Source organism: Serratia sp. BNK-23 (assembly GCF_047456145.1).
Classification (GTDB): domain Bacteria; phylum Pseudomonadota; class Gammaproteobacteria; order Enterobacterales; family Enterobacteriaceae; genus Serratia; species Serratia nematodiphila.
The window spans coordinates 448,552-474,694 of sequence record NZ_CP179900.1; the positions used below are offsets into that span (position 1 = coordinate 448,552).

Consider the following 26,143-nt stretch of genomic DNA (forward strand, 5'->3'; position numbering starts at 1 on the left):
CTAACTCAATACTATAGCGCGTTGAGGCGGTGAGGAGCGGGGAGGTTGTTACAAAGCGTGGCAGGCTAAAAACAGAGGCCCGGCAATATGCCGGGCCTCTGATGGTACGGAAGGTTTACACTTCCAGATAGTTCATGATGCCGTCTGCCGCTTTGCGGCCTTCGGCGATCGCCGTCACTACCAGGTCAGATCCGCGCACTGCGTCACCACCGGCGAAGATTTTCGGGTTGCTGGTCTGGAACGCGTTGTCGCTGCCTTCCGGCGCCAGGATGCGGCCCTGTTTATCCAGCTGCACGTCGTGCGCCGCCAGCCAGTCCATGCGGTGCGGGCGGAAGCCGAACGCCATCACCACCGCGTCCGCGTCGATCACGTGTTCGGAACCAGGCACCTGCTCCGCCGTCTGACGGCCGTTGGCATCCGGCGCGCCCAGCTGAGTGCGCACCATTTTCACTCCGGCCACGCGGCCGGCGCTGTTCAGTTCGATGCTCAGCGGCTGCAGGTTGAACTGGAAGTCCACCCCTTCTTCCCGGGCGTTCTTCACTTCGCGCTTGGAGCCCGGCATGTTGGCTTCGTCGCGGCGGTAGGCGCAGATGACCTGCGTTGCGCCCTGACGCACCGAGGTACGCACGCAGTCCATGGCGGTATCGCCGCCGCCCAGCACCACCACCCGTTTGCCTTCCATGCTGACGTAAGGCTCGTGCTGCTCGGTTTCATACCCCATCAGCTGCTTGGTGTTGGCGATCAGGAACGGCAGCGCGTCGTACACGCCCTGCGCCTCCTCATTCTCCAGGCCGCCGCGCATCGACTGATAGGTGCCGACGCCGAGGAACACCGCATCGTACTCGCTCAGCAAGGTCTCCATGCTGACGTCTTTACCCACTTCGGTGTTCAACTGGAACTCGATGCCCATCTCGCTGAAGATGCCGCGGCGTTTGACCATCACTTCCTTTTCCAGCTTGAAAGCCGGGATGCCGAAGGTCAGCAGGCCGCCGATCTCCGGATGACGATCGTATACGACCGCCTTGACGCCATTGCGGGTCAGCACGTCGGCGCAGGCCAGCCCGGCGGGGCCGGCACCGACGATCGCCACGCGTTTGCCGGTCGGCTGCACGTGCGACATGTCCGGCTTCCAGCCCATTTCGATGGCCTTATCGCTGATGTAGCGCTCGATATTGCCGATGGTGACCGCACCGAACTCGTCGTTCAGGGTGCAGGAGCCTTCGCACAGGCGATCCTGCGGGCATACGCGGCCGCACACTTCCGGCAGGCTGTTGGTCTGATGCGCCAGGTCCGCCGCTTCCATGATGCGGCCTTCATTGGCCAGTTTCAGCCAGTTCGGGATGTAGTTGTGCACCGGGCACTTCCACTCGCAGTACGGGTTGCCGCAGGACAGACAGCGGTCCGCCTGGGCCTTGGCCTGGGTTTCCGAAAACGGTTCATAGATCTCGACGAACTCGATTTTGCGGATCTTCAGCGGTTTCTTTGGCGGATCAACACGCTGCAGGTCGATAAATTGATAAACGTTCTGGCTCATTAATGACCTACCTCTTACTGCGCCTGCACCCGCAGCTCGGCTGCGGAACGGCTACGGTGACCCAACAGCGCTTTGACATCGCTGGACTTCGGTTTGACCAGGGCGAACTTCGGCGCCCACTCCGGCCAGTTGGCCAGGATCTCTTCCGCGCGGGAAGAGCCGGTCGCCTGCACGTGTTCGGTGATCAGGCCGCGCAGGTGCTCCTCATGGATCGCCAGCTGATCGACATCCAGCACTTCCACCAGCTCCGGGTTCACGCGCTTGCGGAACTCGCCGTCTTCGTCCAGCACGTAGGCGAAGCCGCCGGTCATGCCGGCACCGAAGTTGATGCCGGTTTTACCCAGCACGCAGACGATGCCGCCGGTCATGTATTCGCAGCCGTTGTCGCCGATGCCTTCCACCACGGTGATGGCGCCGGAGTTGCGCACCGCGAAACGTTCGCCCGCGCGGCCGGCGGCGAACAGCTTGCCACCGGTGGCACCGTACAGGCAGGTGTTGCCGACGATGCTGGCTTCATGGCTGCGGAAGGCGGAACCGATCGGCGGGCGCACCGCGATGCTGCCGCCGGCCATGCCTTTGCCGACATAGTCGTTGGCGTCGCCGGTCAGGGTCAGCTCGACGCCGCCGGCGTTCCAGACGCCGAAGCTCTGCCCGGCGGTGCCGGAGAAGTGCGCCTTGATCGGATCGCCTGCCATCCCCTGATCGCCGTGTACGTTGGCGATCGCGCCGGACAGCATGGCGCCCACGGAGCGGTCGGTGTTGCGAATGTCGAAGTAGAAGGTTTTACCTTGCTTCGCTTCGATGTACGGCTGCGCCTGCGCCAGCAACTCTTTGTTCAGCAGACCCTTGTCGAACGCCGGGTTGCTGCTTTCGGTACAGTACACCGCTTTGCCCGGATGCGGCGTGGCGGTTGTCAGCAACGGCGACAGATCCAGCTTGTTCTGCTTGGCGGAAATGCCGTCCAGCTCGGTCAGGAACTCGGTGCGGCCGATCAGATCCACCAGCTGGCTCACGCCCAGCTGGGCCATGATCTCGCGGGTCTCACGCGCGATAAACTGGAAGTAATTCGTCACGCGTTCCGGCAGGCCGTGGTAGTGATCGCGGCGCAGCTTGTCGTCCTGAGTCGCAACGCCGGTCGCGCAGTTGTTGAGGTGGCAGATGCGCAGGTATTTGCAGCCCAGCGCCACCATTGGCCCGGTGCCGAAGCCGAAGCTTTCCGCGCCCAGGATCGCCGCTTTGACGATGTCCACGCCGGTTTTCAGGCCGCCGTCCACCTGCAGGCGGATCTTGTGGCGCAGGCCGTTGGCCACCAGCGCCTGCTGGGTTTCCACCAGGCCCAGTTCCCATGGGCAGCCGGCATATTTCACCGAGGACAGCGGGCTGGCGCCGGTGCCGCCGTCGTAACCGGCGATGGTGATCAGATCGGCATAGGCTTTCGCCACGCCGGTGGCGATGGTGCCAACGCCCGGCTCGGACACCAGTTTCACCGAGATCACCGCCTTCGGGTTGACCTGCTTCAGATCGAAGATCAGCTGCGCCAGATCTTCGATCGAGTAGATGTCGTGGTGCGGCGGCGGGGAGATCAACGTCACGCCCGGCACCGAGTAACGCAGTCTGGCAATGTACGGGGTGACTTTGTCGCCCGGCAGCTGGCCGCCTTCGCCCGGTTTGGCGCCTTGCGCCACCTTAATCTGGATCACGTCGGCGTTCACCAGGTACGCTGGCGTGACGCCGAAGCGGCCGGAGGCCACCTGTTTGATGCGCGACACCTTGTTGGTGCGGTAGCGCGCCGGATCTTCGCCGCCTTCGCCGGAGTTGGAGAAGCCGCCGAGGCCGTTCATGGCGATCGCCAGCGACTCGTGCGCTTCCGGGCTCAACGCGCCGATCGACATCGCCGCGGTGTCGAAGCGTTTGAACAGCGACTCCGCCGGTTCAACCTCATCGACCGGGATCGGTTCGCCTTTCGGCGTGATGGCCAGCAGATCGCGCAGCATGGCGACCGGCCGCTCGTTCACCAGCTTGGCGTAGGCCTGGTAGTCGCTGTACTCGCCGCTGTGCACCGCTTTTTGCAGCGAGTTCACCACGTCCGGGTTGTAAGCATGGTATTCGCCGCCGTGCACGAACTTCAGCAGGCCGCCTTGCTCCAGCGGTTTGCGTTTCAGCCAGGCGCGCTTGGAGAGGTTCTGCAGATCCTGCTGGAAGTCGCTGAAGCTGGCGCCGCCGATGCGGCTGACCACGCCCTGGAAGCACAGATCCGCCAGATCGCGGTGCAGGCCGACCGCTTCGAACAGCTTGGAACAGCGGTAAGAGGCGATGGTCGAGATGCCCATTTTGGACATGATCTTGTACAGGCCTTTGTTGATGCCGTTGCGGTAGTTCAGCATCACGTCGCGGTATTTCTTGTCGATCGCCTGGCTGTCCACCAGCTTGGCCAGGGTTTCATAGGCCAGATACGGGTAGATGGCGGTCGCGCCGAAGCCGAGCAGCACGGCGAAGTGGTGCGGATCGCGGGCGCTGGCGGTTTCAACGATCAGGTTGGCGTCGCAGCGCAGGCTTTTCTCCACCAGCCGGGTTTGCACGGCGCCAACGGCCATTGGGGCCGGTACCGGCAGGCGGCCGGGCGCGATGGCGCGGTCGGACAGCACCAACAGCACTGCGCCTTCGCGCACCTTGCGTTCCGCTTCGTCGCACAGGGCGCGAATGGTCTGCTCCAGATCCTGCTGTTGCGGGTCGAAGGTCAGATCGAGCGTCTCGGCGCGATAGTATTCGCCTTCCAGCGTGGTGAGCTGTTTGAAATCGGAGTACAGCAGGATCGGTGATTTGAAGCTCAGGCGGTGCGCCTGGCCTTCGGCTTCGCAGAACACGTTCATTTCACGGCCGATGCTGGTGGCCAGCGACATGACGTGCGCTTCGCGCAGCGGATCGATCGGCGGGTTGGTGACCTGCGCGAACTGCTGGCGGAAGTAGTCGTAAACGATGCGCGGCCGGCTTGAAAGCACGGCGAACGGGGTATCGTCGCCCATCGAGCCGGTGGCTTCCTGGCCAATTTCGCCTAGCACGCGGATCACCTGATCCAGCTCTTCACTGCTGTAGCCGAACTGTTTCTGGTAGGTTTCGAGCTGCGCGTCGTCGAGCTCGCGGCTGCCGACCTGATCGTCCGGCAGATCTTCGAACGGCACCAGGCGTTTGACGTTTTTCTCCATCCACTCTTTATACGGATGGCGGCTTTTCAGATCGTTGTCGGTTTCCGCCGAGTGCAGGATGCGGCCGCTGCGGGTGTCGATCACCATCAGCTCGCCGGGGCCGACGCGGCCTTTTTCCACCACTTCATCCGGCTGGTAATCCCAGATGCCGACTTCGGAGGCGCAGGTGATCAGCTTGTCTTTGGTGATCACATAGCGCGCCGGCCGCAGGCCGTTGCGATCGAGGTTACAGGCGGCGTAGCGGCCGTCGGACATCACGATGCCGGCCGGGCCGTCCCACGGCTCCATGTGCATCGAGTTGAAGTCGAAGAAGGCGCGCAGATCGCCGTCCATGTCCGGGTTGTTCTGCCAGGCCGGCGGCACCAGCAAGCGCATGGCGCGGATGAGATCCATCCCGCCCGCCAGCAGCAGCTCCAGCATGTTGTCCAGCGAGCTGGAGTCGGAGCCGGTTTCGTTGACGAACGGCGCGGCGGCCTGCAGATCCGGGATCAGCGGCGTTTGGAATTTATAGGTACGGGCGCGCGCCCACTGGCGGTTGCCGGTGATGGTGTTGATTTCGCCGTTGTGCGCCAGGTAGCGGAACGGCTGAGCCAGCGGCCAGCGCGGCACGGTGTTGGTGGAAAAGCGCTGGTGGAACAGGCAAATGGCCGATTCCAGGCGCAGGTCCGCCAGATCGAGATAGAAGCGCGGCAGATCCGCAGGCATGCACAGGCCTTTATAGATCGTCACCAGGTTGGAGAAGCTGCAGACGTAGAAACTGTCATCCTGCACCCGTTTCTCGATGCGGCGGCGCGCCACGAACAGGCGGCGTTCCATATCGCGCGGGCGCCAGCCGGCCGGGGCGTTAACGAAGATTTGCTCGATGCGCGGCAGGGAGGAGAGGGCGATTTCACCCAGCACGTCCGGGTTGGTCGGCACTTCGCGCCAGCCGACGATCGACAGCGTTTCGTTTTGCAGCTCTTCTTCCACGATGCGGCGGCTGAGGCGCGCTTCCTCTTCATTCTGGCTGAGGAACATCATGCCGACGGCGTAGTTTTTGGCCAAACGCCAGCCGCGCTCTTCCGCCACCATGCGGAAGAAGCGATCGGGTTTTTGCAGCAACAGGCCGCAGCCGTCGCCGGTCTTGCCGTCGGCGAGGATCGCGCCGCGGTGCTGCATGCGGGCCAGCGCGTGAATGGCGGTGCGCACCACCTTGTGGCTAGGTTCGCCTTCTATGTGGGCGATCAGGCCGAAACCACAGTTGTCCCTCTCTTGGGATTTATCGTACAACATATCGTGAACCTCCCCAGGCTCTGCGTGACTCTCACAACCTACTGCGAGGGGGCTTCCCAATTTCAGGCAGAAGTCCAATCAGCAAGTTAACCCCGCCAATCTGCTTTTCCGCCCTCCATCAATGGCCTCTCGTGACGGTCTCACAAGTGGTATAGGACTTGTTTTAAGAGGGAGTCTTCAATTACTGCATAAATATGACGAGACGTTTGCCCGTCCAGAAAGCTTCCAGCGGACTTCCAACTTAGCGAGAAAGAATTCGCAGGTCAAATGTGGGCTTAAGATAGATTCTTATCGAATTGATGATGTTTATTTATTTGAAAAATAAGTGTTTTAATGCATTTTTGCACTATCATGGGGCAACGCCGATCCGCTCAGAAGTGTGAGCTGTCTCACTATAGTGCAACCCCTTAATCTCTGCACCATGCTAGTGCGAGGGGTAATGCCAGAGTTTTATTCTATAAGATATTGCTTTTCTGATGTTTATGACTATTTTTCACCGTGTTGTCATATTGCCGTTAACGGTTGCGTGACGATTAGAATAATTCATCAGAATTATAGTGAATTGATTTGCATTTATGATGAATAGTTATGCCTGGTGGCGCCTTGCGGGGAAAGCGTTGATCTCTGTCATCGCGGGAAAAGCCGTTTCTTATTAGCATCGCGGCTTTGAACACAGAGAACCACCAAGATTATGCAGTTGCCGCAATTAGTCAATATGTTTGGCGCGGATCTCCAGCGCCGCTATGGCGAAAAGATCCATAAACTCACGCTGCACGGCGGATTCGGCTGCCCTAACCGCGACGGCACGTTGGGGCGCGGCGGCTGTACGTTCTGCAACGTCGCCTCGTTCGCCGATGAGGCGATGCAGCGGCAGAGCATCGCCGAACAGCTGGCGCAGCAGGCCGCGCGGGTCGATCGGGCGCGGCGCTATCTGGCCTATTTCCAGGCCTATACCAGCACCTATGCGGAGGTTGAACGGCTGGAGGCGATGTATCGGCAGGCGTTGACGCAGAGCGCCATGGTCGGCCTGTGCGTCGGCACCCGGCCGGACTGCGTGCCGGCCGCCGCGCTGGATCTGCTGACGGGCTACCGCGAGCAAGGCTATGAGGTGTGGCTGGAGCTGGGGCTGCAGACGGCGCACGATAAAACACTGAAGCGCATCAACCGCGGCCATGATTTTCGCTGTTATCAGCAGACTGCGCGGCTGGCCCGGCAGCGCGGGCTGAAGGTGTGCTGCCATCTGATCGTCGGGCTGCCGGGAGAAACCCAGCGCGATCATCTGCTCACGCTGCAGCAGGTGACGGAGACCGGCGTCGACGGCATCAAGCTGCACCCGCTGCACGTCGTCACCGGCAGCACCCTGGCGCGGGCGTGGCAGGCCGGGCGGTTGCCCGAACTGGCGCTGGAGGATTACGCCGCCAGTGCCGGGGAGATGATCCGCCATACGCCGGGGGAGGTGGTGTACCACCGCCTTTCCGCCAGCGCCCGCCGGCCGACGCTGCTGGCGCCGCTGTGGTGCGAAAACCGCTGGAGCGGCATGCAGGCGGTCGGCGCTTATCTGCAACGGCACGGCGGGCAGGGCAGCGCGCTGGATGAAAAGTGGCGCTACCGCCCTGGCATGCCGCTCTGAAGTGCAATCTTTGCCACACTTCGGCGTTTGCCGCCTTATCTCACCGCTGTTTTACGGTATGATTCAAAAGATTGTGTCTGATGGGAGCCGCTATGAAGCAAATCCGGGTGTTGGCCCAGTACTACGTTGATTTAATGGTGAAACTGGGGTTGGTGCGCTTCTCGCTGCTGCTGGCCTCGGCGCTGGTGGTGCTGGCGATGGTGGTGCAGATGGCGGTGACCATGCTGCTGCGCGGCGAAGTGGAAAGCATCGACGTGGTGCGTTCGATCTTCTTCGGCCTGTTGATCACCCCGTGGGCGGTCTATTTTCTCTCGGTGGTGGTGGAACAGTTGGAAGAGTCGCGCCAACGGCTGGCGCGGCTGGTGGACAAGCTGGAAGAGATGCGCCACCGCGATCTGGAGCTCAATCAGCAGCTCAAAGACAATATCAGCCAGCTGAATCAGGAGATCGCCGACCGTATCAAAGCGGAAGAAGAGCGCCTGCAGGTGATGGAAAAGCTGACGGAAGAGATGGAGCAGCGCGAGCAGGCGCAGATTGAGCTGGGCCAGCAATCGGCGCTGCTGCGTTCCTTCCTCGATGCCTCGCCGGATCTGGTCTACTACCGCAACGAAGACAAAGAGTTTTCCGGCTGCAACCGCGCGATGGAGCTGTTGACCGGCAAGAGCGAGAAGCAATTGATCGGCCTGACGCCGTTCGACGTCTACGGCCAGGAGATCGCCGAAAAGGTGATCGAAACCGACGAGAAGGTGTTCCGCCACAACGTCTCGCTGACCTACGAACAGTGGTTGGTATATCCCGATGGCCGCAAGGCCTGTTTCGAGCTGCGCAAGGTGCCGTTTTACGACCGGGTGGGCAAACGCCACGGGCTGATGGGCTTTGGCCGCGATATTACCGAGCGTAAGCGCTACCAGGACGCGCTGGAGAACGCCAGCAGGGAGAAGACCACCTTTATCTCCACCATCAGCCACGAGCTGCGTACGCCGCTTAACGGCATCGTCGGCCTGAGCCGCATTCTGCTCGATACCGAGCTGAACGACGAGCAGCTGAAATACCTGAAGACCATCCACGTCAGCGCCATCACCCTCGGCAATATCTTCAACGACATTATCGAAATGGACAAGCTCGAGCGGCGCAAGGTGCAGCTCGACAACCAGCCGGTGGACTTCACCGGTTTCCTGGCGGATTTGGAGAACCTCTCGGGCCTGCTGGCGCAGCCGAAAGGGCTGCAGTTCGTCATGGAGCCGCAGACGCCGCTGCCGCAGCAGATCGTGACCGACGGCACCCGCCTGCGGCAGATCCTGTGGAATCTGATCGGCAACGCGGTGAAATTTACCCAGCAGGGGCAAATTGTGGTGCGCGTACGGCGCGAGGCGCAGGAGAAGCTGGTGTTTGAAGTGGAAGATTCGGGCATGGGCATCCCGCAGGACGAGCAGGACAAAATCTTCGCCATGTATTACCAGGTGAAAGATCAGCGCGGCGGCCGCCCGGCCACCGGCACCGGCATCGGGCTGGCGGTCTCCAAGCGGCTGGCGCAGAGCATGGGCGGCGACATCACCGTGCGCAGCGAACAAGGGCACGGTTCTTGCTTTACCTTAACCATCAAGGCGCCGGCGGTGCAGGAAGCCGTCAGCGCGGCGCCGGAGGAAGAGGCGCTGCCGTTGCCGGCGCTGCACATCCTGCTGGTGGAAGATATCGAACTGAACGTGATCGTGGCGCGCTCGGTGCTGGAGAAGCTGGGCAACAGCGTCGACGTGGCGATGAACGGCCACGACGCGCTGGCGATGTTCGATCCGGACGAGTTCGATCTGGTGCTGCTGGACATCCAACTGCCGGACATGACCGGGCTGGACATCGCCCGGGCGCTGCGCGAGCGCTATGCCGGGCAGGCGCTGCCGCCGCTGGTGGCCCTGACCGCCAACGTGCTGAAAGACAAAAAAGAGTATCTCGAGGCGGGCATGGACGATGTGCTGAGCAAGCCGCTGTCGGTGCCGGCGCTGACCAAGGTCATCAAACACTATTGGGATCATCAACCTTCTCACACTTCAAAGAAAACGGAGCACAAGGCGATGCAGATTAATGAGTCGTTACTCGATACCGCGATGCTGGAACAGTACATGGATCTGGTTGGCCCGCAGCTGATCCACCAAAGTCTGGAGATGTTCGAACAGATGATGCCGGGCTATCTGGCGGTGCTGGACTCCAACATGACGGCGCGCGATCAGAAAGGCATCACTGAGGAAGGGCATAAGATCAAGGGCGCCGCCGGTTCGGTCGGTCTGCGCCATCTGCAGCAGCTGGCGCAGCAGATTCAAACGCCGACGCTGCCGGCCTGGTGGGATAACGTGCAGGATTGGGTGGATGAGCTGAAACAAGAGTGGCGCAACGACGTGCAGGTACTGCGGGCTTGGGTTGAGAACGCTGAAAAAAAATGACCCCGACCTAGGCCGGGGTGCGCGAATATTGCGCCAACACCAGGGAAATTGTGAACCTGCGTATTGGTTTCAGTGTTCTGGTCGAGCAGGTTGTTGCGAATTCCTAAACATCATACAGCCAACAACATAGCAAATGTAAGCGCTCTTGTTAGAAGATTCATTAAAATGTGTGATGTAGATTAGTGTTTGTCAACTCCGAGCACGAACCAGTTGACAGCAGCGACAGGAGTAAGAGTGATGAAAAAGGTGGGTGTAGTCCTCAGCGGCAGCGGCGTTTATGACGGTACGGAGATCCATGAAGCGGTGCTGACGCTGCTGGCGTTGGATCGTGCCGGCGCCCAGGCGGTGTGCTTGGCGTCTGATAAACCACAACGCCATGTTATTAATCACTTATCTGGTGAGGAGATGGCGGAGTCGCGCAATGTTCTGATTGAATCGGCGCGCATTGCCCGCGGTGCGGTGCAGCCGCTGGCGCTGGCGGAGGCCGCGCAGCTGGATGCGCTGATCGTGCCCGGCGGCTTTGGCGCCGCCAAGAACCTCAGCAATTTCGCCGAAGCCGGCGCGGAATGTTGGGTCGATGAAGATTTGGCGCGCCTGACGCGCGAGATGCATAAGGCCAACAAACCAATTGGCCTGATGTGCATCGCGCCGGCGCTGTTGCCGAAACTGCTGGATCAACAAGCGCGGCTGACCATTGGCAACGATCCGGATCTGGGGGAAGTGATTGACGCCATGGGCGGCGAACCGGTGATTTGCCCGGTGGACGACATCGTGGTGGACAGCGAACATAAGATCGTGACCACGCCGGCCTATATGCTGGCGCCGTCTATCGCGCAGGCGGCCCTGGGCATCGATAAGCTGGTGGCGCGGGTGCTGGAACTGGCTGAATGAGAAAATCGCTCGTCGGATGGCGGCGGCTGCGCCCGTGGTATTGGCTGAAGCGCGGCGTCATCGCGATTATCGGCCTGTGGGCGTTGGGCATTGTGCTCTTCGCCTTCCTGCCGGTACCGTTTTCCGCCGTGATGGTGGAACGGCAGGTCAGCGCCTGGCTGAGCGGCGACTTCGGCTATGTCGCCCATTCGGACTGGGTGTCGATGGACGACATCTCGCCGCAAATGGCGCTGGCGGTGATGGCGGCGGAAGATCAGAAGTTTCCAGACCATTGGGGCTTCGACGTGGCGGCCATTGAAAAGGCGCTCAGCCACAATGAGAAGCGCCCGACGCGCATCCGTGGCGCGTCCACGCTGTCGCAGCAAACCGCCAAGAACCTGTTTTTGTGGGATGGCCGCAGCTGGCTGCGCAAAGGATTGGAGGCCGGGCTGACGTCCGGCATCGAATTGGTGTGGACCAAGCGGCGCATTCTGACGGTGTACCTGAACATCGTCGAGTTCGGCGATGGGGTGTTCGGCGTGGAAGAGGCTTCACAGCGCTTTTTCCATAAGCCGGCCAAGCGCCTGAGCGCGGCCGAAGCGGCGCTGCTGGCGGCGGTATTGCCGAATCCGCATCGCTTCAGGGCCGATGCGCCGTCCGGCTATGTGGTGCAGCGTCAACAGTGGATCATGCGGCAGATGCGGCAACTGGGCGGGGAAGCGTTTTTACGCGAGAACAAGCTGGATTAAACGGGCGGGAACGGCACGGTGCCACTCCCGCCAGGCGGATTATTTTACGTAGGTAAAGGCGGTCGTGACGTGCTTCACGCCGCTGACCTGGCTGGCGATCTGCGCCGCCGACTGCCCTTCCTGCTGCGTGACCAGGCCCAGCAAGAACACTTCGCCGTTTTCGGTGGTGACCTTCACGTTGGACGATTTCACCGTATCGCTGGTGAGTAGCTGCGAACGCACCTTGGTGGTGATCCAGGTGTCGGAGGATGCGGTGCTCAGGCTGACCGGCGTGCCCTGACGGATTTCGTTATACACTTCGGTCGTGCCTTCCACGCCCATGGCGATCTGCTTGGCGCGCGCGGTGAGATCGGCGTTAGGCGACTGGCCGGTCAACAGCACCTTGCCCTGATAGGCGGTGGCGACCACCCGGGCATCTTTCTTCAACTGCTGGTCTTTGCTCAGGGCGCTTTCGACTCTGGCTTCCAGCGTGCCGTCATCCACCTGGGTCCCTACGCTGCGCGGATCGGTGGCGGTTTTGGTGGCGACGGCCGCACTGCCGACGACGACGCCGGCGATACAGCCTTGCAACAGCAGGGCGCTGGACAGCACTGCAAATGTGGCTTTTAGCTTCATCTCAGTTCCTTAATCGTCCTGGTGGGGGAATAACGTATTGTCTATCAGGTCGCACAGGCAGTTTACGGTCAGCATATGCATTTCCTGAATGCGCGAGCTGCGGTGCGACGGGATGCGGATTTCGACATCCTGCTGGCCGAGCAGCCCGGCCAGCTCGCCGCCGTCGTAGCCGGTAAGTGCGACGATGGTCATATCGCGCGTCACGGCCGCCTCGACCGCTTTCACAATATCACGGCTATTGCCGCGGGTGGAAATCGCCAGCAGCACGTCGCCGGTGTGCCCGAGCGCACGCACCTGCTTGGCGTACACTTCGTCGTGCAGCCGATCGTTGCTGATTGCCGTCAGCACCACGTTGTCGGCGTTGAGAGCGATGGCCGGCAGGCTGGGGCGCTCGGTTTCAAAACGGTTGATCATGCTGGCGGCGAAGTGCTGCGCGTTGGCGGCCGAGGTGCCGTTGCCGCAGCACAGGATTTTGTTGCCGTTGAGTAAGGATTGAACCAGCGTCATCGCAGCGCGGGAAATGGCGTCCGGCAGTGCTTCCGCCGCCGCGATCTGGGTTTGGATGCTTTCGGTGAAACAGACTTTAATTCTATCCAGCACGTTGTATTAATCCACTAAGTCAAAGGGCCGGTCTGCGCCGCAAAACCCCGATTAATCCGCATTGAAGGCGTTGGGTATCCATTCTAACTGGCTACCGGTAATGGCCAAAACATCAAAACGGCAAGATGATGTGTCAAAACTGGCTCCGCGCCCCGCCAGCCAGACGGCGGCGGCGTGCAGCAACCGCTGTTGTTTGCGAAAGGTGACGCTGGCGGCCGCGCCGCCGAAGGCGTCGTTGCGGCGGTAGCGCACTTCGACGAACACCCAGGTGGTGCCGTCGCGCATGATGAGGTCGAGCTCACCGCCGCGCACCGCGACATTGGCGGCGCAGAAGGTGAGCCCGGCATGTTCCAGGTGACGGCGGGCCAGTAACTCATAGCCCGCCCCTGAGGCGCGTGGGTTCAAGAGACTGGAACGACCGTACCCTGACGGTATTGCAGCCAAGGCAGCTTACGGTTGATCACGCAGTTCGGCGACGCGCTCAGCGTACCGGTGGTGCCGGAAACCTGGAAGCCCGGCAGCTGGCGCATTTCAGCAAAGTGGTTGGCCAATGTCCAGGCATCCATCCCCATCGCATACAGGCGCACCAGCGAGTAGTCGTTGCGGAAACGCGCGCTGGCCTGCTGCAGCAGCTGAGGGTTTGAGCCGGCCAGCAGCGGAATATCGCTGAACTGCAGGCCTTCCATTTCCAGACGGAAGTCCGGGCCGGCGCCGGCCTGGTAGCTGCGCGAGCTGGCGTACATCGCCGGCTTGCCGCGCGAGCTGGTGGCCATGTCGATCATCGGTTTGATCAGCGTCAGCTGAGACTGCGTGGCGACGATGTACACCGCGTCGACGCTGCCGCCGGTGGCGGCGGGCACGTCGCTCGGCGGCGCAGGAATGGTCAGCCCGGCGATGGTGACGCTCTGCGGCGCCGGGGCGCTCGACATCGGCGTACCGGTCATGCGGATGCCGCCGCTGTTCACCATTTGGCGCAGCTCGCCGGCGGAGCCGATATCCTGGCGCAGCACGGTTTGCCCGCCTTGCTTCTGCCATTCCTGGTTAAAGGCCCTGGCGACGCGATCGCCGAAGGCGCCGCGCGGCACCAGCAGCAGCGGTTGACGCTTCTGCTGTTCCCAGATGTGGCGGGCGGCGTCGCGGGCTTCATCTTCCGGCGACAAGGCGAAGTAACAGATGTTCAGGTTGTCCTTCGGCGTTTCCGGCTGGTTAAGCGCCAGCACGTTCAGCGTGGTGGTGCTGGCGGACAACTGATCGACGTTCTCTTTCAGCAGTGGGCCGACCACCAGGGTGGCGCCATCCTGCTGCGCCTGGCTCAGTAAGGCGGCCAGCGGCTGGCTGGTGGTGTCGTACACTTTGACCTGCGCGTTGGCGGCCTGCAGCGGCGTTATCGGCGCGCTGGACGGCGCAGCGGGTTGCGCGGCGGTGACGGCAGGCTGGCTCTCTTGGGCCGAAGGGCTGACCGCGCCGTTGGCGTTGATGTCACCCGTAGCGGCCTGATCGGCAGGCGCCGTTTGAGCCGGCGTGCTGGCCGGTTGTGCGGCTTGAGGCTGCGGCGCCGGCATGGAACCGCCGTTTTTCGCCGCTTCGAAGCCTTGCTGGATGGCGTCGGCGAACACTTTCGCCTGGCCATTCAACGGCAGCAGCAGGGCGATTTTCGAGGTGGAGGCCTGGGTGAAGTTCAGCACCTGATTCAGGCGAGCCGGCAGCGTTTTGGCCGCCGGGTTCTTCGGATAACGGTTCTGCCAGTCTTTGATGCCGGCCTTCAGCAGATCGGGATCCTGCTTGTTGTCCTGATAAACGCGCAGCAGATCCAGCCAGCCTTGCAGCACGTTCTCGTCGGCGTTGATCACCAGGCTGTTCATCTCCTGCGGCGTCAGTTGCAGCAGCGCCTGCCAGGTTTGATCCAGGTTGTCCTGGTGCGCCTTGCCGGTCAGCAGCGGCTCCTGAGCGATATAGGCGCGGATCAGCGGCAGCGACGCTTTGCCCTGATTGGCGGCGATCTGCGCCTGGTAGTAGCGCACCTTCTGATTCGGCGACAGCGCACCGCTGTCCAGGTGGCCCAGCGTGCTGCGGGCGCTGACGTAGCTCTTGTTGGCGATCTGCAGTTCGGCGGTCAGCAATTGGCGTTCGGTCTGCTGCGCGCCGCTGAGATTTTTCGGCAGCTGGTTCAACTGGTCGCCGGCCTGCGGCAGTTTTCCTTCACGCAGCAAGGCGCGAATAGCAAGTAATTGCCAGTCAGCCTTGTTATCATCGCTGCTTTGCTGCAACTGCTGCAGGTAGTAATCGGAGCTGGCGCTCGCTTCGTCCTGTATATTGGCGGGCGGCGTTTGCGGGGCCCGACTTGGACAGCCCGCCAGGAAAAGGGCGGCGGCGATGACTGCGGTCAGTCGGACAGGCTTGGAACGCCCTGCTTTGGTACGAACGAATGTTGAGGAAAGCATACTGTATCCAGTGATGTTTTTTTCAAGATGCTCAATATTAAATCGGCAACCCGGATGAAACAATGAATCAACACCAACAATCAGTCATTTCTGCATCAACGCTGTATGTGGTGCCCACCCCCATCGGCAATCTGGGCGATATTACCCACCGTGCGTTAGAGGTACTGAAAAGCGTTGATCTGATCGCGGCGGAAGATACGCGCCATACCGGATTGCTGTTGCAACACTTCGCGATCAACGCGCGTCTGTTCGCGCTGCACGATCACAACGAACAGCAAAAGGCCGAGCAGCTGCTGGCGAAACTGCAGGAAGGCCAAAGCATTGCGCTGGTTTCCGACGCCGGCACGCCGCTGATCAACGATCCCGGTTATCACCTGGTGCGCCGCTGCCGCGAGGCCGGCATTCGCGTGGTGCCGCTGCCGGGCGCCTGCGCCGCCACTACCGCGCTGTGCGCCGCGGGCGTCGCTTCCGACCGTTTCTGCTACGAAGGTTTCCTGCCGGCGAAAACCAAGGGGCGCAAGGATACGCTGATGGCGCTGGCGGAGGAACCGCGCACGCTGATTTTCTACGAATCCACCCATCGTCTGCTGGAAAGCCTGCAGGACATGGTCACCGTCTGGGGCCCGCAGCGCTATGTGGTGCTGGCGCGCGAGCTGACCAAAACCTGGGAATCCATCCACGGCGCGCCGGTGGGCGAGCTGCTGGCGTGGGTGCAGGAAGATGAAGTGCGCCGCCGCGGTGAGATGGTGCTGATCGTCGAAGGCCACAAGGCGCAGGAGGATGCGCTGCCGCTCGAGGCGCTGCGCACGCTGGCGCTGCTGCAAAAAGAGCTGCCGCTGAAAAAGGCGGCGGCGCTGGCGGCGGAAATCCACGGCGTGAAGAAAAATGCGCTGTATAAGCACGCGCTGGAGCAACAACAGCCGTAAAGCGGTTGACCTGCCGCCGCCGCGACGCTACTATCCGCGCCGGAGTTGACCAGACAGTCGCCGCTTCATTGCCGTCCTCTTCGGGGAGACAGATGGAGGGGAGGAAAGTCCGGGCTCCATAGGGCAGGGTGCCAGGTAACGCCTGGGAGGCGCAAGCCTACGACTAGTGCAACAGAGAGCAAACCGCCGATGGCCCGCGCAAGCGGGATCAGGTAAGGGTGAAAGGGTGCGGTAAGAGCGCACCGCGCGGCTGGCAACAGTTCGTGGCACGGTAAACTCCACCCGGAGCAAGGCCAAATAGGGGTTCACATGGTACGGCCCGTACTGAACCCGGGTAGGCTGCTTGAGCCAGTGAGCGATTGCTGGCCTAGAGGAATGACTGTCCACGACAGAACCCGGCTTACCGGTCAACTCCCTCGACAAAAGAAAACCCCGCGCAACGCCAGTTGCGCGGGGTTTTTCGTTTTCGGCCGGCTTACACCGGCAGGTCAATCAGCAGCGCGCGCAGCGGCGTCTCGGCGCGGATCGTCAGGCGATTCTCCTCACGCACGAAGGCGCCGTCGCCGCAGGTCAGACGCTGTTCCTCGTGGCGCTCGCCGGTGGCGGCGATGGTGCCGTGAATCGACTGCAAATAGGCGCGCGGCCCGTTAATCGTCAGCGTTTGTTCTTCGCCCGGCTGCAGATCGAGATGGTGGATCCAAACCTGCTGACGCAGCTGCAGGCTGCCCTGCGCGCCGTCCGGCGAGGCCAGCAGCAGGTTGCCTGCCGCCGGCAGCGCCAGGCGCTGCACCCGCTCGTTGTTGCGTTCCGGGCAGGCGTCCAGCCACAGCTGCAGGCGGGTCAGCGGCGTATCGCTGCTGACGTTCTGTTCGCTGTAACTCAGACCCGGCTGGGTGGCCAACAGCAGCGCTTCGCCGGCTTTGGCGCGCGCGGTGTTGCCGTCGCTGTCGCGGTACTCCGCCTCGCCCTGCAGGATCAGGTTCAGGATATCCACGCTGGGATAGGTGCGCGGCTGGAACGACGCGCCCGGTGCCAGCACCTCCTGATTCAGCACCCGCAGCGACGCGTAGCCCATCAGTTTGGGATCGAAGTAGTGACCAAAGGAAAAGGTGTAGCGAGCCTGCAGCCAACCAAAGTCAGCTTGCCCGCATTGTTGTGCTGTTCTGCATGTAATCATGGCAATCGGCTCTCTAAATTCATTATCCAAATGGTAAGCATCTGGACGTCGGATTGTTAGCCAGTTAATCTGGTCGGCATATTCAAATTTCCTGACAGAGGGATGTGATGGCCAGAGATCGGGCGCTCACGCTTGAGGCGCTGAGAGTGATGGACGCGATCGACCGGCGTGGCAGTTTCGCCGCGGCCGCCGACGAATTGGGCCGGGTGCCGTCGGCACTCAGCTACACCATGCAAAAATTGGAAGAAGAATTGGACGTGGTGCTGTTCGACCGTTCGGGCCACCGCACCAAGTTCACCAACGTCGGGCGTATGCTGCTGGAGCGCGGGCGGGTGCTGCTGGAAGCGGCAGACAAGCTGACCACCGACGCCGAAGCGCTGGCGCGCGGTTGGGAAACCCACCTGACCATCGTCAGCGAAGCGTTATCACCGCCGAGCCTGCTGTTCCCGCTGGTCGACAAGCTGGCGCTGAAGGCCAATACCCAGGTGTCGATTTTCACCGAAGTGTTGGCGGGCGCCTGGGAGCGGTTGGAGCAGGGGCGCGCTGACATCGTGATCGCACCGGATATGCATTTCCGCGCATCCTCGGAGATCAACACCCGCAAACTGTACAAGGTGATGAGCGTTTATGTCGCCGCGCCGGATCACCCGATCCATCAGGAGCCGGAGCCGTTGTCCGAGGTGACCCGCGTGAAGTACCGCGGCATCGCCGTGGCGGATACCGCCCGCGAGCGCCCGGTGTTGACCGTTCAGCTGCTGGATAAACAACAGCGTCTGACGGTGAGCACCATTGAAGACAAGCGTCTGGCGCTGCTGGCCGGGTTGGGGGTGGCGACCATGCCGTACCCGATGGTGGAGAAAGATATCGAAGCCGGGCGGCTGCGGGTGGTGGGGCCGGAATACAGCCGCGAAGCCGATATCATCATGGCCTGGCGGCGCGACAGCATGGGGGAGGCGAAAGCCTGGTTCCTACGCGAAATTCCTCGCCTGTTCGCACAGCGTTAACGTTCGTTGAATGACATCCCCTTGCCGGGTGGCAAGGGGATTTTTTTCGTCTTAACCGAAGCGCTGGTCGCGGCCGTGCGGCTCGTCCAGATCCTGCGCCGGCCCGATGGAAATGATGCCGTGCGGGTTGATGGTGGCGTGGCTGCGGTAGTAGTGGTTGCGAATGTGCGGCAGGCTGACCGTTTCGGCGATGCCCGGCATCTGGTAGATGTCGCGCAGGAAACCGTACAGGTTCAGATAGTCGCTGATGCGGTGTTTGTCGCACTTGAAGTGGGTGACGTACACCGGATCGAAACGCACCAGCGTGGTCCACAGACGCAGGTCGGCCTCGGTCAGCCGATCGCCGGTCAGGTAGCGATGTTGCCCCAGGATCTGCTCAAGGCGCTCCAGCGCGTTGAATACCCCGTTGACCGCTTCGTCATAGGCTTCCTGGCTGGTGGCGAAACCGGCCTTGTACACGCCGTTGTTCACTTGATCGTAAATCCAGCCGTTCAGCTCATCGATCTTACCGCGCAGATCGGTCGGGTAGTAGTCCCCAGCCCGAGCGCCGACGCCGTCAAACGCGCTGTTGAACATGCGGATGACGTCGGCGGATTCGTTGCTGACGATGGTTTGCCGCTGTTTATCCCACAGCACCGGCACGGTCACGCGCCCGCTGTAGTGCGGATCGGCCCGCAGGTAGATCTGGTACAGGAAGTCGGCGTGATACAGCGGATCGCCGGTGGTTTCAGGAAAATCCTGGCCGAAGGTCCAGCCGTTTTCCAGCATCAGCGGGTGCACCACCGAGACCGGAATAATCTGCTCCAGCCCTTTCAATTTGCGCATCAGCAGCGTGCGGTGCGCCCAGGGGCAGGCGAGAGAAACATACAGGTGATAACGGCCCGCTTCGGCCTGGAAGCCGCCCGCGCCGTGTTCGCCGGGCTGACCGTCGGCGGTCACCCAATTGCGAAACTGAGCGGTTGAACGTTTGAAACGGCCGCCGGTAGATTTCGTGTCATACCAGATGTCTTGCCAAACGCCATCGACGAGTTGTCCCATGGGAATCTCCTTGGTGTCCGAGTGAAAAACGACAGGGCCCGGCATGCCGGGCCCTGAATGACAGTTTAGATTACCATTTCTTGTTCAGAAGACGGTCGATGCTGAAGCCGCCCGGGCCTGCGATCGCCAACACGATGAAGCCGCCGGCGATGGTCAGGTTTTTCATGAACATCAGCTGGTTTACGCCTTCCGCAAAGTCAGTGTGGAACAGCAGCGCGGTCAGGATGGTGAAACCGGCAGTGAACAGCGCCACGGTGCGGGTCAGGAAGCCGAACAGGATCGCCAGACCGCCGCCAAACTCCAGCAGAATGGTCAGCGGCAGCAAGAAGCCAGGCACGCCCATCGATTGCATGTACTGTTGGGTTCCGGCATAAGCGTCACCCATTTTGCCGTAGCCTGCCACGATAAACAGGATTGGCATCAGAATACGAGCAACCAACAAACCTGTATCTTCTAATTTTTTCATCATCTACTCCAAAGTGTTTTTGTATGCCTGTTCGGCGGAAGCCATGTCAACGAGCGGTATATCAGGACATTCGCCCTGTCCGGCTCGTATCGTATTGATGGAGTGAATGTTAAGCGGGAAGTGCTCAGGTTGTTAGCAAGTAAAACTGTCGTAATTTTTCAAAAAATCTGAATCTTTAGCGTGCTAATAAACTGACGCTTGTCAGCAGGTTGCCCAGCCCTCGGGATAAACAGCGCTGTTTTAAGGGGAAAACGAGGGCAGAGCAACAGGATGTTTGAAGGAAAAACGCGGGGCTTACTTGGCGGAGAAGGTCTTTTTAAACAGTCGGATAGCGCTCCAGGCACCGAAAGCGCGACGCGACCAGCGGATCATCTTGCTGGGGTGGCGGATGCCGTACAGCGCCATGACGCTGGAACCGAGTACCAGATAGCGGCGCAGGCCAAAAACGGTCTGCCAGCCGCGGTCAATGCGTTCGGTTTTTTCCAGCCACAAAGACTTGTGTTCGGCCAGATCCAGACGCTGTTGCTGGATCTGGCGAATCAGCCTCTCTTTTTTCCATTCCAGGTAGCGGCGGCGGCTCATGGCTCGCGCTCCAGTTCGGCGCGGTCGAGCTCCAACTGCTTGCGCGTGGCGCCCAGCAGCGTGGTGCGACGGGCCTTGACCAGCGTCCAGATGGTGCCGACTACGGCGAGGAACAGCAGCACGCCGGTTGTCGCGCCCAGCGCCACCAGCCGATAGACCGGATCGATGGCCCAGAAGATCAGGATCAGCAGGCTCATCAAACCGAAGGCGGTGAACAGCAGTGTCATACCGGCCATGATCAGCAGCTGAATGAGGTTGGCTTTCTCCTCTTCCAGCTCGACGACCGCCAGCCGGACACGGGTTTCCACCATGCCGACCAGGATCGTGATGATGCGCTGACCGATATCCAGAACCCCTTTGGCGGGGCCCTGCGCGCGCACTTGCGGTTGTTCAGCCATGATTAGCGACGCGCGAGCAGCACGCCCAGCACCACGCCGACCGCCGCGCCGATACCGATGCCGGTCCACGGGTTGTCGCGCACATAGTCGTCGGCCTGGCCGGCGATCTGTTTGGTTTGCGAAGCCAGCTTGTCACCGGCGTCGCTCAGGCGAGCGCGGGTCTCTTTCAGCGCGCCTTCCGCCTTCGAACGCAGCTTCTCCAGCTCGGCTTTCGGCTTGTCGGTGGAGGAGTTCAGCACTTCCTCCAGCGTATCGGCTAAGGACTTCAGTTCAGCGCGTAAGTTTTCTGCATTTGAATCATGTGCCATGTGATTATTCCTTAACGTTTATTTCGACAGACTTTTAACATAGCGGATTTTTTCGCCGGAGCAAAGGGGTGATGGCCAGCAGATAACACCAGACATCAATTCCATATGCTTAAGAAATCCCGTGTGATGGGGCTCTCATCGATAAATCCGCTGGTGTAAAAAATTATTCCGCCTGGGCGCGTTTCAACTCAGCTTGCGCTTCCGCCAGCTTTTGCTGCTTCTTGGCGACCTTGTCCAGCTTGCCGGTTTGCTGCGTTTCTTTCAGCTCCTGCCGGCGTTCTTCGACCTTGCGCTGTTTCTCTGCGATGTTTTTCTGGCGTTCGGCCTGCAGGCCGGCTTCGGTGCAGTGAGTCTGCACTTCGCTCAGCGCTTTTTTCAGCCCGTCCACGCGGTGGGTGTTGCCGTGTTGGGTGGCGTAGTCGATTTGCTGTTGGATGTTTTGCGCTTTGGCGGCGCAACCGCCCTCTGCGGCCGAAGCGAGGGCCGGCAGCGTGCAGAGTGGCAACAGCAGTAACAGGGAGTGGCGTAATTTCATCTTTCAGTTCCTTGTTCATGGGATGCCTGAACAGGCATCCGCTTTCCTGGCTGCCGAAGGCGGCAGCGCGAGAGGAGGGCGTTCATCGCCGGCTGAAGTTACCCTTCAGCATAGTCATGAAACCGGCGAGCCCCCAAAGAATCAGCCGTGACCCAGTGCTGACTGATTAATTCTTGAGCTAATCGATGCGAATGAAAATGAAGATTATGGCAATGAAAGGAAACCCCTTCATATGAAGGGGGATTATCCCAGATTGAGCGGGGAGCGCGCAAATTCGCGCACCCAATGCGACGGCACGGGGGACTCGCTCAATGCGATGTGGTAACCGGGTGGCAGAATGGTTTGCAAAGCTTCGCGCGCCAGCAACTGCTGCTCCGGCGAATCCAGACGGATGACCAGGCCATCGCCTTCCGGCGTAATGCTTTTGATGCGGATGCCGCGTTCATCCAGGCGCTGGTAGACATAAAAGCCGTCGGGCAGCGACAGCCCTTGCTGGCTGGCGCGGATGCGCAGCTCGCTCTCGGTGCGCACCATGCAGGGCACCAACAGCGTCGCCAACGCCAGCAGGGCGAGCGCGATCATCAGGACGTATTGCCAGCGCGGGCGCTTTGCTGTCACGCCCCTTTCCCCGGATTCTGGCTGTTGGCGCGCTTCTTGCGCCACAACACGATCAGCGAGCCGACCAGCCCGACCACCAGCAATACCAGCGGCAGCATCATCAGGCAGAACATCAGCTGATCTTCATACTTGCGGAACACCGGCGTTTTCCCCAGGGCGAAGCCCAGCGTCGTCAGGATCAAGACCCACAGCAGGCCGCTCATCCAGTTGAAGAACTGGAAGCGTGCGTTGCTCAGGCCGGACAGGCCGGCGATGGTCGGCAGCAGGGTGCGCACGAAGGCCAGGAAGCGGCCGACCAGCAGGGCGGAAAGGCCGTGACGGTGGAACAGGTTATGTGCACGCTGATGGTAGTGGGCCGGCAGATGCGAAAGCCAGCCTTGCACCGTTCGCGTATTGCCGAGCCACCGGCCTTGTATATAACTGACCCAGCACCCCAGGCTGGCGGCGACGGTCAGGATAACGATGGTCAATGGGAAGCCCATGGTGCCTTTGGCGATCAGCACACCGACCAGGATCAGCAGGCTGTCACCCGGCAGGAAAGCGGCCGGCAGCAGGCCGTTCTCCAAAAACAGGATCATGAACAGCAGGATGTAGAGGGTCCACACCAACGAGGGGTTCGCCAGCGTCTCAAAATCCTGCTGCCATAAGGCATGTATCAGTTCTTTAATGATGTCCATCCGGTGTTCCTAAAACGTCATTGTTTATTTTTATCTCAGCGGCGGAGCGGGCGTGAGCTGAAAGCGCGCGGCGATCCTGAGTGCTGATAACGATGAAACGGCGTTGCTTTAAGGTTTCTAAGCGGTGCGACACCGGTCATAGGTGGTAAGTCAGCGTGCCACGGTACTGCATGTTGCTTTCTTTCCAACCGGCCTGGCGACTCTGTTGCCTGGAAGCGTCCAGCATCCAGTCGACCTGGGCAAGCCGGTTGGGAGCCGGGGTGTCCTGGCGGGGGAAGCGAATTCGGTAACCCGGCTCTGCGGCCAGGGTATAGACCGGCGCCGGCAGGGAGGATGCGAGCAGCGAACCGGAGAAAGAGTGCGCTCTGGGCAGCAGCAGCGGCAACTTGCCGGGGGCTTTGCGGCGCGCTTCGGCCGGCGCCCGATACACATGATCATAGGGGGAAAGCGCCGGCTCCGCCAGCAGCGGCAGGCTGCTCAGCGCGCTGGGGGTTGGCTTGGGTGACGCCACGCATAGCTGTTGGCCGGAGACCGAACCGGTCCAGCAGAAAACAGCAATCAGCATGGCAAACAACCAGCGCATTTATTCGCGTCCCGCCCCCGCAGCAATGGGTAAAAAAGTGGGCTAACTCTACCAAAATAGCACGATTGGCAACAGGGAAATCTACGTTGCCGACGGTGAAATAGTACACGGCAAACGGCGGCTCCGGCATCGATTCAGCGGATTTTACATTACCTGACATAAGCCGACGGTTTTTGACCGCCGTGGCTATTTCGGCTCGTGGTTCACGCCATCCAGATGCACCACCGGATTCTCGGCAAACAGGTAGCGATCGGCGTTGTATTCGAAGTCATCGCTGGTGGCGTTGAACAGCATCTGTTTGGTGTTTTCCAGGTGCTGCCACATCGCCAGTTTGGCGGCGTAAGGGTCTTTGCGCATCAGCGCCTTGAGGATCTGATCGTGATCGTCACACCAGCTGGCGATCGAGCGTTCGTCGATATGCTCGTGCAGCTTTTTCCAGTAAGGGTTGTTGACCCGCTGCACCCACATTTTTTCCACGATGGTGGCCATGGCGGTGTTCTGGGTGGCCAGCGCCACCTGCACGTGGAACTTCAGATCCCACTGCGAGTCGCGGAAGCGATCCTCTTTACGGGCGTGCTCCTGGATCTCCATCAACTGCACGATATCTTGTTTGGTCACCTGGGTGGCGGCGAATTCGGCGATGTTGCTTTCAATCAGCTGGCGCGCCTGCAGCAGCTCAAACGGGCCGGCGGTGGCGAACTCGATGCTGTCGCCCGGCACCACCAGGTGCTTTTGCTGGTTGGACACCACATGGATCCCGGATCCCTTGCGCACGTCCACATAGCCTTCCACTTCCAGCATGATGATCGCTTCGCGCACCACGGTACGGCTGACATTCATCTCTTCGGCGATGTATCGCTCGGCCGGCAGCTTGTCGCCTACCGGGTAGCGGCCGCTTTCGATGCGTTGCTTAAGCTCGGCGGCCAGTTGCTGATACAGGCGTCTGGTTTCGGTGAATTCCATAGTGAATGCTCTATACGGTGCGGTGGGAAGGGGCGCATGGCCATCGGATTTGTTATACCACTTATTCGGCACCGCTGCCAGAGGAGCAAGAGGCCCGGCGCGGCGGCCGGGCGGCGGGATCAGCTGCGCGCCGGGGCCGGTTGCAGCGTGGCCGGCTGGGTTTCGGCGGCCGGACGGTTTTGCAACACCGTCCAGATGACGATGGCGCCGAGAATGTCGAAGACCGACAGCGCGGCGAACAGCGGGCTGAAGCCGAGGGTGTCCGCCAGGGCGCCGACCACCAGGGCGAACAGCGTGCTGGCGGTCCAGGCCGCCATGCCGGTGAGGCCGTTGGCAGTCGCCACCTCATTGCGGCCGAACACGTCGGAAGAGAGGGTGATCAGCGCGCCGGACAGCGCCTGATGGGCGAAGCCGCCGACGCACAGCAGCGCGATAGCCGCGTAAGGGCTGGTGAACAGGCCGATCATGCCGGGGCCGATCATCAACACCGCTCCCATCGTCACCACCAGCTTGCGTGAGACGATCAGGTTGACCTTGAAATACTTCTGGAACAGCGGCGGCAGATAACCGCCGACGATGCAGCCGAGATCGGCGAACAGCATCGGCATCCAGGCGAACATGGCGATCTCTTTCAGGTTAAAACCGTAGGCCTTGAACATGAACAGCGGGATCCAGGCGTTGAAGGTGCCCCACGCCGGCTCCGCCAGAAAGCGCGGCAGCGCGATGCCCCAGAACTGGCGGTTGCGCACGATCTGCCAGGCGGACATCTTTTTGGCGTTAGAGGTCTGGTGCTGGGCTTCCTGGCCTTCGAGGATGTAACGGCGCTCTTCCTGGCTCAATTTCTTCTGATCTTTCGGGTGTTTGTAGAACAGCAGCCAACAAATGGCCCAGATCAGGCTCAGCACGCCGGTGATGATGAACGCCATTTCCCAGCTGTGCGCCACGATGGCCCATACCACCAACGGTGGGGCGATCATGCCACCGATCGATGAACCCACGTTGAAATAACCGACGGCGATCGAACGCTCTTTGGCCGGAAACCACTCGCTGCTGGCCTTCAGCCCGGCGGGGATCATCGCCGCTTCCGCCATGCCGACCGCGCCGCGCGCCAGCGCCAGGCCGCCCCAACTGTTGGCCAGCGCGGTGCCCATACAGAACAGCGCCCACAGAATGGCGAACATGGCGTAACCGACCTTGGTGCCCAGCACGTCCAGCACATAGCCCGCCACCGGTTGCATCACGGTGTAGCAGGCGGAATAGGCGGCGACGATATAGGAATACTGTTGGGTGGTGATGTGCAGCGTATCTTCCAGCGTCGGCGCCGCGACGGCGATGGCGTTGCGGGTCAGGTAGCCCAGCACGGTGCCGATGGTCACCAGTCCAATCATGTACCAGCGTAACCCTTTAATTTTACGCATCCGAAATGTCTCCCCGTTTTAAGGTGTGGCCGTCGATGCGGCTGGCGAGACAATAACCTGTCATACAGGTTTAAAAGTTGAGTGATATCACAAAAGGAATTATT

General features: G+C 61.0%; 24 protein-coding genes and 1 other RNA gene. 7 read left to right on the plus strand and 18 right to left on the minus strand.

Annotated elements, in window-relative coordinates; all coding sequences use genetic code 11:
- Nucleotides 1–115: 115 nt before the first annotated feature.
- Both ACMGF9_RS02125 and gltB read right to left on the minus strand, forming a co-directional pair.
- On the minus strand, nt 116–1,534 hold the full coding sequence (locus ACMGF9_RS02125; protein ID WP_015379170.1) for a glutamate synthase small subunit: 1,419 nt from the start codon (nt 1,532–1,534) through the stop codon (nt 116–118).
- Nucleotides 1,535–1,548: 14 nt separating this feature from the next.
- Nucleotides 1,549–6,009, minus strand: a complete 4,461-nt coding sequence (gene gltB / locus ACMGF9_RS02130) for a glutamate synthase large subunit (protein WP_414160510.1) — start codon at nt 6,007–6,009, stop codon at nt 1,549–1,551.
- 691 nt (nt 6,010–6,700) lie between these two features.
- Between gltB and ACMGF9_RS02135 the strand changes: the two genes are divergently transcribed.
- The 4 genes from ACMGF9_RS02135 to mtgA all read left to right on the plus strand — a co-directional run bounded on the left by ACMGF9_RS02135 (nt 6,701) and on the right by mtgA (nt 11,690).
- On the plus strand, nt 6,701–7,639 hold the full coding sequence (locus tag ACMGF9_RS02135; protein ID WP_414160511.1) for a TIGR01212 family radical SAM protein: 939 nt from the start codon (nt 6,701–6,703) through the stop codon (nt 7,637–7,639).
- A 92-nt stretch (nt 7,640–7,731) separates the two neighbouring features.
- Complete coding sequence (gene arcB, locus ACMGF9_RS02140; protein ID WP_015379167.1) at nt 7,732–10,071, plus strand: aerobic respiration two-component sensor histidine kinase ArcB; 2,340 nt, start codon at nt 7,732–7,734, stop codon at nt 10,069–10,071.
- 237 nt (nt 10,072–10,308) lie between these two features.
- Nucleotides 10,309–10,962 carry an isoprenoid biosynthesis glyoxalase ElbB gene (gene elbB / locus ACMGF9_RS02145; protein WP_414160513.1) on the plus strand — a complete coding sequence of 218 codons (654 nt, stop codon included), beginning with the start codon at nt 10,309–10,311 and terminating at the stop codon, nt 10,960–10,962.
- Nucleotides 10,959–11,690 (plus strand): monofunctional biosynthetic peptidoglycan transglycosylase, encoded by a 732-nt coding sequence (gene mtgA, locus ACMGF9_RS02150; protein ID WP_015379165.1) that lies wholly within the window; start codon nt 10,959–10,961, stop codon nt 11,688–11,690. Before elbB ends, mtgA begins: the two co-directional genes overlap by 4 nt.
- A gap of 39 nt (nt 11,691–11,729) precedes the next feature.
- Here mtgA and dolP read toward each other — a convergent pair whose 3' ends face one another.
- From dolP to ACMGF9_RS02170, 4 genes are read right to left on the minus strand one after another with little or no spacing between them, the layout of a single operon-like run.
- Nucleotides 11,730–12,305 carry a division/outer membrane stress-associated lipid-binding lipoprotein gene (dolP, locus tag ACMGF9_RS02155; RefSeq protein ID WP_004937101.1) on the minus strand — a complete coding sequence of 192 codons (576 nt, stop codon included), beginning with the start codon at nt 12,303–12,305 and terminating at the stop codon, nt 11,730–11,732.
- Between the two features lie 9 nt (nt 12,306–12,314).
- Nucleotides 12,315–12,905 (minus strand): DnaA initiator-associating protein DiaA, encoded by a 591-nt coding sequence (diaA, locus tag ACMGF9_RS02160; RefSeq protein ID WP_004937103.1) that lies wholly within the window; start codon nt 12,903–12,905, stop codon nt 12,315–12,317.
- Between the two features lie 51 nt (nt 12,906–12,956).
- Nucleotides 12,957–13,310, minus strand: coding sequence for a YraN family protein (locus ACMGF9_RS02165; protein ID WP_015379164.1), 354 nt, complete (start codon nt 13,308–13,310; stop codon nt 12,957–12,959).
- Nucleotides 13,307–15,346 (minus strand): penicillin-binding protein activator, encoded by a 2,040-nt coding sequence (locus ACMGF9_RS02170; RefSeq protein WP_015379163.1) that lies wholly within the window; start codon nt 15,344–15,346, stop codon nt 13,307–13,309. Before ACMGF9_RS02170 ends, ACMGF9_RS02165 begins: the two co-directional genes overlap by 4 nt.
- A gap of 62 nt (nt 15,347–15,408) precedes the next feature.
- Between ACMGF9_RS02170 and rsmI the strand changes: the two genes are divergently transcribed.
- Both rsmI and rnpB read left to right on the plus strand, forming a co-directional pair.
- Nucleotides 15,409–16,272 carry a 16S rRNA (cytidine(1402)-2'-O)-methyltransferase gene (gene rsmI, locus ACMGF9_RS02175; protein ID WP_015379162.1) on the plus strand — a complete coding sequence of 288 codons (864 nt, stop codon included), beginning with the start codon at nt 15,409–15,411 and terminating at the stop codon, nt 16,270–16,272.
- Between the two features lie 41 nt (nt 16,273–16,313).
- An RNA gene (rnpB, locus tag ACMGF9_RS02180) (RNase P RNA component class A) lies at nt 16,314–16,691 on the plus strand.
- Between the two features lie 56 nt (nt 16,692–16,747).
- Here rnpB and ACMGF9_RS02185 read toward each other — a convergent pair.
- Nucleotides 16,748–17,449, minus strand: coding sequence for a pirin family protein (locus ACMGF9_RS02185; RefSeq protein WP_048794646.1), 702 nt, complete (start codon nt 17,447–17,449; stop codon nt 16,748–16,750).
- A 107-nt stretch (nt 17,450–17,556) separates the two neighbouring features.
- On the opposite strand from ACMGF9_RS02185, the gene ACMGF9_RS02190 reads away from it, so the two are divergent.
- Complete coding sequence (locus ACMGF9_RS02190) at nt 17,557–18,453, plus strand: LysR family transcriptional regulator (protein ID WP_004937113.1); 897 nt, start codon at nt 17,557–17,559, stop codon at nt 18,451–18,453.
- 51 nt (nt 18,454–18,504) lie between these two features.
- Here the strand turns inward: ACMGF9_RS02190 and ACMGF9_RS02195 are convergent, their stop codons facing one another.
- The 11 genes from ACMGF9_RS02195 to ACMGF9_RS02245 form a co-directional block, all read right to left on the minus strand.
- On the minus strand, nt 18,505–19,491 hold the full coding sequence (locus tag ACMGF9_RS02195) for a glutathione S-transferase family protein (RefSeq protein WP_075685003.1): 987 nt from the start codon (nt 19,489–19,491) through the stop codon (nt 18,505–18,507).
- A 70-nt stretch (nt 19,492–19,561) separates the two neighbouring features.
- Nucleotides 19,562–19,957, minus strand: coding sequence for a DoxX family protein (locus tag ACMGF9_RS02200; protein WP_031300242.1), 396 nt, complete (start codon nt 19,955–19,957; stop codon nt 19,562–19,564).
- A 294-nt stretch (nt 19,958–20,251) separates the two neighbouring features.
- The gene (locus tag ACMGF9_RS02205; protein WP_004937121.1) at nt 20,252–20,539 is read right to left on the minus strand and encodes a YqjK-like family protein; all 288 of its coding nucleotides are present in this window, start codon (nt 20,537–20,539) and stop codon (nt 20,252–20,254) included.
- Nucleotides 20,536–20,937, minus strand: coding sequence for a phage holin family protein (locus ACMGF9_RS02210; RefSeq protein WP_015379160.1), 402 nt, complete (start codon nt 20,935–20,937; stop codon nt 20,536–20,538). The genes ACMGF9_RS02205 and ACMGF9_RS02210 overlap by 4 nt, the downstream gene beginning before the upstream one ends.
- A 2-nt stretch (nt 20,938–20,939) precedes the next feature.
- Nucleotides 20,940–21,245, minus strand: coding sequence for a DUF883 family protein (locus ACMGF9_RS02215; protein ID WP_004937125.1), 306 nt, complete (start codon nt 21,243–21,245; stop codon nt 20,940–20,942).
- 163 nt (nt 21,246–21,408) lie between these two features.
- Nucleotides 21,409–21,780 carry a DUF1090 domain-containing protein gene (locus ACMGF9_RS02220; protein WP_015379159.1) on the minus strand — a complete coding sequence of 124 codons (372 nt, stop codon included), beginning with the start codon at nt 21,778–21,780 and terminating at the stop codon, nt 21,409–21,411.
- A 243-nt stretch (nt 21,781–22,023) separates the two neighbouring features.
- Nucleotides 22,024–22,398 (minus strand): EnvZ/OmpR regulon moderator MzrA, encoded by a 375-nt coding sequence (gene mzrA, locus ACMGF9_RS02225; RefSeq protein ID WP_004937130.1) that lies wholly within the window; start codon nt 22,396–22,398, stop codon nt 22,024–22,026.
- The gene (locus ACMGF9_RS02230; RefSeq protein WP_004937132.1) at nt 22,395–23,075 is read right to left on the minus strand and encodes a DedA family protein; all 681 of its coding nucleotides are present in this window, start codon (nt 23,073–23,075) and stop codon (nt 22,395–22,397) included. The genes mzrA and ACMGF9_RS02230 overlap by 4 nt, the downstream gene beginning before the upstream one ends.
- Nucleotides 23,076–23,211: 136 nt before the next feature.
- A complete protein-coding gene (locus ACMGF9_RS02235; protein ID WP_004937135.1) occupies nt 23,212–23,658 on the minus strand; it encodes a hypothetical protein in 447 nt (148 codons plus the stop codon).
- Between the two features lie 186 nt (nt 23,659–23,844).
- Nucleotides 23,845–24,621 carry a transcriptional regulator ExuR gene (gene exuR / locus ACMGF9_RS02240; protein WP_004937137.1) on the minus strand — a complete coding sequence of 259 codons (777 nt, stop codon included), beginning with the start codon at nt 24,619–24,621 and terminating at the stop codon, nt 23,845–23,847.
- A 119-nt stretch (nt 24,622–24,740) separates the two neighbouring features.
- Nucleotides 24,741–26,039 (minus strand): MFS transporter, encoded by a 1,299-nt coding sequence (locus ACMGF9_RS02245; RefSeq protein WP_015379157.1) that lies wholly within the window; start codon nt 26,037–26,039, stop codon nt 24,741–24,743.
- Nucleotides 26,040–26,143 lie beyond the last annotated feature (104 nt).

What these genes read in the sequence shown, in the direction of transcription:
- ACMGF9_RS02125 (WP_015379170.1), bottom strand. Translation starts at nt 1,534, where the DNA reads ATGAGCCAGAACGTTTATCAATTTATCGACCTGCAGCGTGTTGATCCG.
- gltB (WP_414160510.1), bottom strand. Translation starts at nt 6,009, where the DNA reads ATGTTGTACGATAAATCCCAAGAGAGGGACAACTGTGGTTTCGGCCTG.
- ACMGF9_RS02135 (WP_414160511.1), top strand. Translation starts at nt 6,701, where the DNA reads ATGCAGTTGCCGCAATTAGTCAATATGTTTGGCGCGGATCTCCAGCGC.
- arcB (WP_015379167.1), top strand. Translation starts at nt 7,732, where the DNA reads ATGAAGCAAATCCGGGTGTTGGCCCAGTACTACGTTGATTTAATGGTG.
- elbB (WP_414160513.1), top strand. Translation starts at nt 10,309, where the DNA reads ATGAAAAAGGTGGGTGTAGTCCTCAGCGGCAGCGGCGTTTATGACGGT.
- mtgA (WP_015379165.1), top strand. Translation starts at nt 10,959, where the DNA reads ATGAGAAAATCGCTCGTCGGATGGCGGCGGCTGCGCCCGTGGTATTGG.
- dolP (WP_004937101.1), bottom strand. Translation starts at nt 12,305, where the DNA reads ATGAAGCTAAAAGCCACATTTGCAGTGCTGTCCAGCGCCCTGCTGTTG.
- ACMGF9_RS02170 (WP_015379163.1), bottom strand. Translation starts at nt 15,346, where the DNA reads ATGCTTTCCTCAACATTCGTTCGTACCAAAGCAGGGCGTTCCAAGCCT.
- rsmI (WP_015379162.1), top strand. Translation starts at nt 15,409, where the DNA reads ATGAATCAACACCAACAATCAGTCATTTCTGCATCAACGCTGTATGTG.
- ACMGF9_RS02185 (WP_048794646.1), bottom strand. Translation starts at nt 17,449, where the DNA reads ATGATTACATGCAGAACAGCACAACAATGCGGGCAAGCTGACTTTGGT.
- ACMGF9_RS02190 (WP_004937113.1), top strand. Translation starts at nt 17,557, where the DNA reads ATGGCCAGAGATCGGGCGCTCACGCTTGAGGCGCTGAGAGTGATGGAC.
- ACMGF9_RS02195 (WP_075685003.1), bottom strand. Translation starts at nt 19,491, where the DNA reads ATGGGACAACTCGTCGATGGCGTTTGGCAAGACATCTGGTATGACACG.
- ACMGF9_RS02200 (WP_031300242.1), bottom strand. Translation starts at nt 19,957, where the DNA reads ATGAAAAAATTAGAAGATACAGGTTTGTTGGTTGCTCGTATTCTGATG.
- ACMGF9_RS02205 (WP_004937121.1), bottom strand. Translation starts at nt 20,539, where the DNA reads ATGAGCCGCCGCCGCTACCTGGAATGGAAAAAAGAGAGGCTGATTCGC.
- ACMGF9_RS02210 (WP_015379160.1), bottom strand. Translation starts at nt 20,937, where the DNA reads ATGGCTGAACAACCGCAAGTGCGCGCGCAGGGCCCCGCCAAAGGGGTT.
- ACMGF9_RS02215 (WP_004937125.1), bottom strand. Translation starts at nt 21,245, where the DNA reads ATGGCACATGATTCAAATGCAGAAAACTTACGCGCTGAACTGAAGTCC.
- ACMGF9_RS02220 (WP_015379159.1), bottom strand. Translation starts at nt 21,780, where the DNA reads ATGAAATTACGCCACTCCCTGTTACTGCTGTTGCCACTCTGCACGCTG.
- ACMGF9_RS02230 (WP_004937132.1), bottom strand. Translation starts at nt 23,075, where the DNA reads ATGGACATCATTAAAGAACTGATACATGCCTTATGGCAGCAGGATTTT.
- ACMGF9_RS02235 (WP_004937135.1), bottom strand. Translation starts at nt 23,658, where the DNA reads ATGCGCTGGTTGTTTGCCATGCTGATTGCTGTTTTCTGCTGGACCGGT.
- exuR (WP_004937137.1), bottom strand. Translation starts at nt 24,621, where the DNA reads ATGGAATTCACCGAAACCAGACGCCTGTATCAGCAACTGGCCGCCGAG.
- ACMGF9_RS02245 (WP_015379157.1), bottom strand. Translation starts at nt 26,039, where the DNA reads ATGCGTAAAATTAAAGGGTTACGCTGGTACATGATTGGACTGGTGACC.